General features: G+C 65.2%; 10 protein-coding genes and 1 pseudogene. 4 read left to right on the top strand and 7 right to left on the bottom strand.

What is annotated here, in order from left to right:
• Positions 1-95 (bottom strand): annotated as a pseudogene (locus GGQ90_RS29495) (5-dehydro-4-deoxy-D-glucuronate isomerase); the annotation flags it as partial.
• A 79-nt stretch (positions 96-174) separates the two neighbouring features.
• Positions 175-1,224, bottom strand: a complete 1,050-nt coding sequence (locus tag GGQ90_RS25690) for a LacI family DNA-binding transcriptional regulator (RefSeq protein ID WP_188084334.1) — start codon at positions 1,222-1,224, stop codon at positions 175-177.
• A 120-nt stretch (positions 1,225-1,344) separates the two neighbouring features.
• Between GGQ90_RS25690 and GGQ90_RS25685 the strand changes: the two genes are divergently transcribed.
• Together GGQ90_RS25685 and GGQ90_RS25680 are read left to right on the top strand one after the other, a co-directional pair.
• A complete protein-coding gene (locus GGQ90_RS25685) occupies positions 1,345-2,142 on the top strand; it encodes a fumarylacetoacetate hydrolase family protein (RefSeq protein WP_188084333.1) in 798 nt (265 codons plus the stop codon).
• 31 nt (positions 2,143-2,173) lie between these two features.
• A complete protein-coding gene (locus GGQ90_RS25680) occupies positions 2,174-3,451 on the top strand; it encodes an MFS transporter (RefSeq protein WP_188084332.1) in 1,278 nt (425 codons plus the stop codon).
• Positions 3,452-3,517: 66 nt separating this feature from the next.
• Here GGQ90_RS25680 and GGQ90_RS25675 read toward each other — a convergent pair whose 3' ends face one another.
• Positions 3,518-4,384 carry an SDR family NAD(P)-dependent oxidoreductase gene (locus GGQ90_RS25675; RefSeq protein ID WP_188084331.1) on the bottom strand — a complete coding sequence of 289 codons (867 nt, stop codon included), beginning with the start codon at positions 4,382-4,384 and terminating at the stop codon, positions 3,518-3,520.
• Between the two features lie 283 nt (positions 4,385-4,667).
• On the opposite strand from GGQ90_RS25675, the gene GGQ90_RS25670 reads away from it, so the two are divergent.
• Positions 4,668-5,444, top strand: coding sequence for a TSUP family transporter (locus GGQ90_RS25670; RefSeq protein ID WP_188084330.1), 777 nt, complete (start codon positions 4,668-4,670; stop codon positions 5,442-5,444).
• 11 nt (positions 5,445-5,455) lie between these two features.
• On the opposite strand, the gene GGQ90_RS25665 is transcribed toward GGQ90_RS25670, so the two are convergent.
• Together GGQ90_RS25665 and GGQ90_RS25660 are read right to left on the bottom strand one after the other, a co-directional pair.
• Complete coding sequence (locus GGQ90_RS25665; RefSeq protein WP_343054136.1) at positions 5,456-6,262, bottom strand: LytTR family DNA-binding domain-containing protein; 807 nt, start codon at positions 6,260-6,262, stop codon at positions 5,456-5,458.
• A 319-nt stretch (positions 6,263-6,581) separates the two neighbouring features.
• Positions 6,582-8,159, bottom strand: coding sequence for a hypothetical protein (locus GGQ90_RS25660; RefSeq protein WP_343054135.1), 1,578 nt, complete (start codon positions 8,157-8,159; stop codon positions 6,582-6,584).
• A gap of 281 nt (positions 8,160-8,440) precedes the next feature.
• Between GGQ90_RS25660 and GGQ90_RS25655 the strand changes: the two genes are divergently transcribed.
• Positions 8,441-8,578 carry a hypothetical protein gene (locus tag GGQ90_RS25655; RefSeq protein WP_188084329.1) on the top strand — a complete coding sequence of 46 codons (138 nt, stop codon included), beginning with the start codon at positions 8,441-8,443 and terminating at the stop codon, positions 8,576-8,578.
• A gap of 19 nt (positions 8,579-8,597) precedes the next feature.
• Here the strand turns inward: GGQ90_RS25655 and GGQ90_RS25650 are convergent, their stop codons facing one another.
• The gene (locus GGQ90_RS25650) at positions 8,598-9,293 is read right to left on the bottom strand and encodes a carboxymuconolactone decarboxylase family protein (RefSeq protein WP_188084328.1); all 696 of its coding nucleotides are present in this window, start codon (positions 9,291-9,293) and stop codon (positions 8,598-8,600) included.
• Between the two features lie 83 nt (positions 9,294-9,376).
• Entirely contained in the window at positions 9,377-9,478 is a 102-nt protein-coding gene (gene cydX, locus GGQ90_RS25645; protein ID WP_188084327.1) for a cytochrome bd-I oxidase subunit CydX, read from the bottom strand.
• Positions 9,479-9,484: the final 6 nt, after the last annotated feature.

Here is a 9,484-nt window from a genome sequence, read left to right as displayed (position 1 = left end):
AACAGCCCGCCGATCAGATAGCGATCCCGCAGCTCCTCGTTCGACACGCACTCCATCATGTCCGGGTGCGTCGCATAATAGGTCTTGTCGAACATGATATCCTCACCCGTTTGTCTGGAATTTCTCCCTTGGGAAGCAAATTTGGAAACCGGTGTCAACCTTTAGCCGGCCAGATTAACCGGACAGAGGCGCGACCGAACTGCGCCGGATCAGGGTCGAACTGAACAGCGACGGCTCGCTGACCTCCGCTTCCTCGCCGATGGCGGTGCCGATCAGCTTGAGCGCAGCGGCCCGGCCCATGGCGGCGATCGGCCAGCGCACCGTCGTCAGCGGCGGCCAGACGCGGGTGGTGAGCGGCGTATCGTCGAAGCCGATGATCGACAATTGCTCCGGCACCTCGATCCCGCGCAGCCGGGCGGCATAGAGGACACCGGCCGCCATTTCGTCGTTGCTGGCAAAGATCGCGGTCGGCGGCGAGGTCAGGTCGAACAGGTTTTCGGACGCAGAAACCCCGGATTCAAAAGTATATTGTCCGTCCGCGACGAGGCTGCGCGGCAGGCTGATGCCGGCTTCCGCCAGCGCCATCTCGAACCCCTCGCGCCGCTCCTTGGCCGAGCGGAAACCATGCGGCCCGGCGATCAGGCCGATCCGCCGATGGCCCTGCGCGATCAGATAGCGCACCGCGTCGGCCACCGCGTCCCGGTCATTGGAGGCGACCATATGTTCGGGGTCGTCGAGCAGCGCCGAACCCATGCGGACATAGCGACAGCCGGCATCGTCGAACAGTTTGGACAGACCGTCATTTTCGGAGAGCGGCGGCAGCACGACGACGCCGAACAGGCGCTGGCGCGTCACGAAATTATGGATGTCCTCCATCACCATCGCCGCCCCCCTGTCCACCGGGCGCACCACCAGCTCGAACTCGGTGCCGTGCAGCGCCTCCAATATCCCCTTCTGCATGCTGAGCACCATCTGGGCATTGGGATTGTCGTAGATCAGGCCGATCAGGAAATTGCGCCCCAGCGCCAGCGCGCGCGCCTGCGGATTGGGAACATAGCCGGTCTGGCGGATGATTTCCTCCACCTTGCCGCGAGTTTCCTGGTTCAACAGCGGCGATCGGTTGATGACGCGGCTGACCGTCTTCTTCGACACGCCAGCCATGCGGGCAATGTCGTTGATCGTCAGCTTGGCGGTCGCGCCCTCATCCCTGGGTGTCTTTGTCATGGCCCTTTTATAGCGCGCTTATGCCCTGCAACCAGTGCAATATGCGCCGCTCGGTAAATCTATTGACACCGGTTACTCTTGCAGGCATCCCGAGAGACAGAACCAGCCGAGAGGATCATCGTGACCGCCGCTTCCCCTGCCGCCATTGCGCGCGCCTTCGTCACCGCCCGACAGCGCGCGACGGGCTTTTCCGACTATCCCGGCCCGATCCCGCCCAGCCTGGCCGATGGCTATGCGATCCAGGCGGAGGCGCTGGCGCTGGTCGATGCGCCGGTCGGTGGCTGGAAGGTAGGCCGCGTGCCCGCGCCGCTGGTCGAGCGCTTTGGCGCTGATCGGCTGGCCGGGCCGATCTTTACGCCGACCATCCATGCCCTCGCCCCCGATGCCGCCGGCCTGGTCTTTCCCCAGGGCTTCGGCGCGGCGGAGGCCGAGTTTCTGCTGCGCATCGGCCAGGCGCCCGACCCGACCCAGACCAGTTTCACCCTGGAGGAAGCCGCCGCGCTGGTCGACGCCGTGCATATCGGCCTGGAAATCGCCAGTTCGCCCTTCACCGGCATCAACGAGCATGGCCCGGCCGTCACCGTTTCCGACTTCGGCAATAATAACGGCCTGCTGATCGGCGCGGCGGTGCCGGACTGGCAGAGCCTGGCCTTTGCCGAGATCGACATCAGCCTCAGCATCGATGGCGTCGTCGCCGGCACCGGCCGCGCCGTCAGTTTCCCCGACGGGCCGATCGGCTCCGTGCGTTTCCTGCTCGAAAATCTCGCCGCGCGCGGCATAAGGCTGCAACCGGGCGCATGGATATCGACAGGCGCCGTCACCGGCGTGCATGAAGTGCGCGTCGGGCAGGCGGTGGTTGCGGACTTCGGACCGCTCGGCACCGCACACTGCGTCATCCGCCCCCAAGCGGCCGCCTGACAAGGCCGCAGGGCAAGAGGAGAGGAAGAGAATGAACGAGGCCGTCGCCGGAGCAACCCAGAGGGTCGGGCGCTATCGCTGGGTGATCGTCGGGCTGTTGTTCGCTGCCACCGCGATCAACTATGTCGACCGGCAGATGATCGGCGTGCTGAAGCCCACGCTGGCGGCCGAGATGCACTGGTCGGAAACCGACTATGCCAATATCGTCTTCTGGTTCCAGGCGGCCTATGCGATCGGCTATCTGGGCTTTGGCCGGCTGGTCGACGCGATCGGCGCGCGGCTGGGCTATACCGTCGCGATCATCATCTGGACCATCGCCCATGTCGCCCATGGCGGCGTGCATAGCGTGACCCAGTTCGCCTTCGCCCGCTTTGGCCTGGGCGTCGGCGAATCCGGCAATTTCCCCGCCGGCATCAAGGCGGTGACCGAATGGTTCCCGCAAAAGGAACGCGCCTTCGCGATCGGCCTGTTCAACGCGGGCGCCAATGTCGGCGCGATCATCACCCCGCTGCTGGTGCCATGGCTGACCATCCAATATGGCTGGCGCTTCGCCTTCATCGCGACCGGCATATTCGGCGTCGTCTGGCTCGCCGCCTGGCTGATCTTCTATCGCCGGCCGCAGGAGCATCCGCGCGTCGGCGCCGAGGAACTGGCCTATATCCAGCAGGACCCGGCCGATCCGGTCACGCCGATCGGCTGGCGCCGGCTGATTGCCGTGCGCGAATGCTGGGCCTTTGCCGTGGGCAAATTCTGCATCGATCCGATCTGGTGGTTCTTCCTCTTCTGGCTGCCGGGCTATCTGGGCGAGCGCTATGGCCTCGACCTCATCAGCTTCGGCCCGCCTTTGGTCGCCATCTATCTGTTGTCGGACCTTGGCAGCGTGGCCGGCGGCTGGCTGTCGGGACGACTGATGAAGGCCGGACACAGCGTCAACGCCGCGCGCAAGCTGACCATGCTGGCCTGTGCCGCTGCGGTCACGCCGGTCTTCTTTGCCCAGTCGATCGACAATCTGTGGGTCGCGGTCCTCGTGATCGGCATCGCGACCGCCGCGCATCAAGCCTTTTCCGCCAATCTCTATACCCTGCCGTCGGACATGTTCCCGCGCGCGGCGGTCGGGTCGGTCGTCGGCATCGGTGGCACGGCGGGCGCGATCGGCGGCATGCTGATGGCGAAATATGCCGGCTATATCCTCGACAGCATCGGCAGCTATGCGCCGCTCTTCGCCGTCGCAGGCAGCGCCTATTTCATCGCCCTGCTGGCGATCCACCTGCTTTCGCCGCGCCTGGCGCAGGTGAAGGTACCGGAATAAATTCCCTGGGGGAGGGACTGCCCCGGACCGGCGATTGACATGGCCGGTCCGGGGCGCCTTGCTTCCTCAGCGACCATACGCCGAAATCAGCTTCTCGCTTTCCTGCCAGAAGCGATCGACGATCGCTGCATCCTCGACCAGCTTGTTGGGCGTGCGCGGTGCGCGGCGATACCAATAGCCGCCATTGCTCGCGCCCCCTTCCGGCGCGGTCGCCAGCCAGACCAGCGTGTCCGCCCCCTCCGCCTCGCTCGCCTTGTCGAGGCCGCGCGAGCGCTCCTGCGTGTCGGCCGGCGCATGGGAAAAGAAGTTCGAGTCGACCGCGCCGGGATGAACGGCATGGGCGACGATCCCCTCCCCCGCCAGCCGATCCGCCAGCGCGCGGGCGAACAGCACATTGGCGAGCTTGCCGGTGCAATAGGCCATGCCGGGGCTGAACCGCTCCAGATTTTGCATGTCGTCCAGGTTGATCGCCGGGATCATCTCGCTCGCGTCGGAGGCGGTATTGAGGATGCGCACGGCGCCCGCCGGCTGATCCTGCGCCGCCTTGCGCAACAGCGGCAGCAGGCGCTGCGTCAGCAGGAACGGCCCCAGATGATTGCCGGCGAAATTCGCCTCCAGCCCCTCGTCCGTCATCACCAGCGCATCGGTCATGCCGCCGGCATTGTTGAACAACAGGTCGACCCGGTCCGTCAGCGCGGCGATATCCTGCGCCAGTTGCGCTGCCTCGCCGAGCAGCGACAGGTCGGCGCGCAGCATGGCGACCGGCGCGCCGCTGGCCTCCGCCGCTATCTCCGCCTCGGCAGCCGCCAGCCGTTCGGGATCGCGGCCGGTGCCGATCACCTGCCAGCCCTGCCGCGCCATGGCCTTGGCGATCGCCTTGCCGATGCCCGAACTCGCGCCCGTCACTACCGCCACCCGTGCCCGTTCCACCATGTCCTGCTCCTGTCGCTTATGCCGGCAAGCTAGGCGGTCGAACGCAGGCCAGACAGCCGCAGGAGCGATATGTGAAGCCAGGCGTCCATAGCAAAGCTATCACCCCCCACAAGCAAGGGGCGGGTTTCACCCCGTCGTGGCGTTCGCTATGTCCCAGCGCGAAACATAAGGGGGGACGCACGGATATGGATCGAGTGCTCGGACTTGCATGGGCGGCGCAAACGCCCTTAGGTGACGCCATGACGGGTCGCACCTCCTGTCGTCATGCACCGCAGGAGCGGTCGTGACGATCAATCCGCTTTATTCCCTGACGGGCTTCATCGTCGGCACGCTGGTCGGGCTGACCGGCGTTGGCGGCGGATCGCTGATGACGCCGATCCTGGTGCTATTGTTCAATTTCCACCCCGCTGCGGCAGTCGGCACCGACCTTCTCTATGCCTGCGTGACCAAGAGCGTGGGCAGCCTGGTCCATGGCTGGAAGCGGTCGGTCGACTGGGCGATCGTCGGATGGCTGGCGCTGGGATCGATGCCCGCCGCGATCGGCGCGCTGATGGCGCTGCGGGCGATGGGGCCGCCGTCGGCCGCGGTGGTCGATCCGATCAAGGTAACGCTGGGGGTGATGCTGCTCCTTACGGGGCTGGTGCTGTTGTTCCGCGAACGGATCACCGCCTGGTCGCGCACCCATGGCCAGGATCGCAGCCCAACGATGACCCGCAACCTCACCGTCCTGCTGGGCGTGATCGTCGGCGTGGCGGTGACCATCACATCGGTCGGGGCCGGGGCGATCGGCGCGACCGCGCTGCTGATCCTCTATCCCCGCACGCCGCTGGCGCGGATCGTCGGCAGCGACGTCGCCCATGCCGTGCCGCTGACGCTGGTGGCGGGCATCGGCCATTGGTGGCTGGGCACGGTCGACATGTCGCTGCTCGGTTCGCTGCTGATCGGATCGATCCCCGGCATCATCGTCGGCAGCCTGCTGGCGTCGCATGTGCGTGAAGCCGTGCTGCGCACGATCCTCGCCACGATCCTGATCATCGTCGCGCTGAACCTGATCCTCTGATCCTGCCTGCGTCAGTCCGGCAGGAAACCGGACTGACGCAGGCGATCAAGGGAATCGCGCGCGATCGGCGCGGACAGACCGTTGGTCAGGCGGATGTCCCGGCCCTTGCCCACGCTTGCTCCTTCGGCAAGCGCCGCCTTGGCCACCCACCAGCTACGATGGGTCTGCGCGCCGGGCACATCGTCCATCTCCGCAATGGCGTCGCGCAGCCGCATCAGGATCAGTTCGCTGCCATGCGGCCCATGGATGCGGACATAATGATCCTCGCTCTCCAGCGCGACTATGGGGCCGGTAAAGGCCGGGCTGAGACGCTGATGAAGGCGCACTTTATCGCCCCTCGGGGGCATGGACGGCGGCGCGACTTCCGTCGATGGCGAAACAAACGGGGAAGCCGGCCCCATATGCTCATCATAATAGCGCAGCAGATGCGCGTCCGCCCGCTCCGCCCACCAGGTGATGGTCATCACCAGCAGGCAACAGAGCAGGGTGAAGGGCAAGAGACCGGCATAGCCGCCCAGCAACCGCACCTCGTCCCGCCCGACCAGCCGCCAGATCAGCGCCATCGGAAAGCTGGAGGCGACCATGCCCCAGAAGACCAGCGATCCGCGCGGCAATCGGGTCGCCCGCGCGATCGCCCGCCAGGCGATCAGCGTCGGCCGCGCGAGGATATAGGCGCCCATCAGCATGATCCACCAGCGCCCGGCGCGTAGCAGGAAGTCGCCCGACAAATAGGTGCCGAAAGGGCCAAGAAAGCCGACCACCGCCGCGACCGGCAGCATCGCCCAGAGTTCGAGCAGCACACGACGGAGACGTTTCACGCAATCCCCCTCACCATTCGCGAAACGCGAACCGCGAATGGCCCGGTTTTCCGCGCTTTTTCTTCTGTTCCTCCTGCGTGACGAAAAGCCGCTTGCCCGTCAATCGCGGCCTGCCATCGCTCATCCTCATACCGGCGGGCCGATGAATGGATCATCCGCCCCGACCGGCCAAGGAGACAGACCATGACCGATTTTCTGAGCACCAAGGGCGCGATCGCCATCATGTGCTGCGCCATCATCGCCCATATGGGCGCCTTTGCCCTGGCCCTGGCGTGATGCACCGGACAGCCCCTTCCCTGCCTGTCCGACACATCAGAGGTCAGCGGCAGGCCGGGTTGCGGGCATCGGGATAGGCGAGATAGCTGATGCTTGCCGCCGGCAACGACTGCATGCCTTGCGCGGCGACGCCCTTGAGATCGGGGAGCACCCCATCCTGCCCCACCACCAGCGTCCGGCCGTTGAACTTGACGCTGCCCGCGTCCAGAGTGTCGGCGGTCAGCGTATAGCGGGTCGCCCTGCCGGCCAGCGACAGGCTGGCGGGATTGGCGGTATCGAGATTGATCGCGACCAGCGCGACGCCGCCGGGCGTGCCGCGCAGGCACTGGCTGTAGAGATGCAGCTTGCCTTCGTTCCGCCCCGCATCCAGTACGACATTGCCCATCAGCCGCGCCCATAAGACGGCCGCCCAATAGCTCGGCCGCGGCATCATCGTCGCCTCGTCGATCAGCGCATAGTCGCTGGCCGCCAGCGTATTGTGGAAGACCACCGACACGCCCTGCTTCGCCTGCCGCCCCAACTGGTCGACATAGCGGAAGCTGTCGCGCCAGGTCGCCGCCCAGGCATCGCCGCCACAGGCCGCTTGCGCCGTTTCGGTGATCCAGATGTCGGTGCCGGGCGCAAAGCGCTGCTGCCGCTCCTTATAATAGCCGACATAGGCATCGGCGCGTGCCAGCCAATCCTCGTCCAGCGCCCGGTCCGGACTGATCCCCGCGCTCTTGTCCATCGCGGCACAGCGTTTCGAGACGGTGCCGTAGAAATGATAGGAGAAGATATCGACCTTGGGCCGCGGCTCTGCGCTCATCAGCGCGTCGGTCGGCACCTGTCCGGCATTGGGCGGAAAGATCACGAAGCCGGCCTCGCCAGTGCTGCCCGGACCGACGATTTTCATATCCTTCGCCTCGGTATCGCGAAACATGCGAAATGCCGCCATATCCCTGGCAAATGCCGCCGCATCATAGCCCTTTGGCAGGCCGACCATCGGCCCGACATTGGGTTCGTTGATCAGTTCGGCGGCATAGATATGGCCGCCCAACCTGTTGGTGTAGGCGTTGAGCTTGCGCGCCTGGTCGGGATCCCACACCCCCGATGCGTCCCGCGCGCCCTCGCTCACCGGGAAGGATATAACCAGCTTGCCGCCGACCGCCTTCACGAAATCGACGACGCCGGCCCATTGGGCGCGGGTCAGCACACTCTGATAGCCCTTTGGCGGCGTCGCAGGGGGCGGCGCATCGCTGTCGTGGAAATAGATGCTGTTGGCCCATGCGCCGCTGACCCGGACATAGGTCGGTCCCAATGCGCGGGCCAGATTACGCAGCCGCCTGTCACCCGTCAGGTCGATGGGCTCACGCTTGCGGAACATGGCGGCAGCCAGGTCGACGCCACCGCTGCCACTGGCTGCGGGCTGGGGCGCTGCATCACCGGGCTTGGGATAGGGCGCCCAGAAACGGCCGCCGACCACCTCCACCATCTCGACATTATAGGCCTGATACTGATCATCCACCTTCGCCACCTGGGCAAAGCGGCCGGGGTCGGCAGGCGCCGTGGCGGCCCCCAACATCGTGCCCGTCATCAGCAGCAGGGACAGGCTTCCCGACATCAACAAGCGGCCTTTTGTCACGCCATCCTCCCTCGATTTTGGGGGAAGCTAACCCGGCGCCGCATCATCGGCAAGTTGGCATGACCAATTTGGACAAACCAATCACGACAGCGATGGGCTCCGCCGTGCCGATTATGCGATTTTTCTTAGGAACAAAAGGAGCCCTCGCGCATTCCGGTATCAAGGCGCCAATAATATCCAATCCAAAAAAATATCCCCAAAATGCACGATCCCCGTAAAATTCCCGAGGTTCGCTCGGCGTGATTTTGGATAGAATGACGAAGAACAGGGAGTATCCAGCCATGAAGCCAATTCGTAGCGCTAGCAGCCCCCAAGCCCGTGTCGCCTTTACGCCGACCAGCAAGAAGGCCGGCCAATGGGTCCAGACGCCGCACGGCTTCGTCCGGGTGGACAGTCCTGCTCCGAAACATGCCGACTGAACGGGCCTGACGGACAACCCTAACGGGCGGACAGCCCCTTGTTGCCGCCGTGCAGGCGCAGCTTGAGGCTGTTCTGATAATAGGCCACGGCCTGATATTGGCCGATCAGGACCGTCAGTTCGATCAATTGGGCCTCATCCAGTCGCGCCGCCAGTTCGGCCCAGGTTGCGTCGGTGATCATCGCATCGCTGTGCAGTTCCTCAGCCGCGCGCAAGATCGCCCGCTCATACGTGCTCCAAGCCGGATCGGCCGAACCGGTCACGATCCGCTCCACCTCATCCCGCCCAATGCCGGCATGGCGCGCGATCATGACATGCTCGCCCCATTCATAGGGCGCCTGACATAGCCAGGCGATGCGCAGGATCGCCAGTTCCCGATCGCGCGCAGACAGTTTCCCCTGGGTCAGCAGTGTCACGCCGACATCGGTCTGGCGGGCGAACAGCGCGGGGTGGCGCATCATGGTGCGGATGATTTCGGGCAGACGCGCCAGCACGGCGGACATGTCGCCCTGCCCCTGCGCCTGGGCCTCAGTCACGTCAGTCAGCAGGTCCGCCTCGCGCGCGTCGATGCTCTGGTTGATGGCGATCATCTGCCGGATCAAGGGATCGAGGTCAGCGCTATATTCGTCGATGCTCAGCGCTTCGATGCGCGGGACATCGCCCAATATCTGGGCATGACGGCGCGCGATGCGGGCGGTTTCGGCCTCTTCGTCCATGCCCTTCCCCTGCATATCTATGGCCGCAACGGGGTGGCGTGACGCCCCGGCAGTGTCAAACCGCCGGGGCGCTATCTGTCAGCTCAATAGTCGCCGGGCTCGGAATGGAACTCGTGCCAGACGCCGTTGAGGATGCCGAAGCCGACGGCCAGACCGACGCCCAATATCCAGGCAAAATACCACATAGGTCT

Source organism: Sphingobium scionense (genome assembly GCF_014197035.1).
GTDB lineage: Bacteria > Pseudomonadota > Alphaproteobacteria > Sphingomonadales > Sphingomonadaceae > Sphingobium > Sphingobium scionense.
This window is presented reverse-complemented; position numbering and strand designations above follow the sequence as displayed.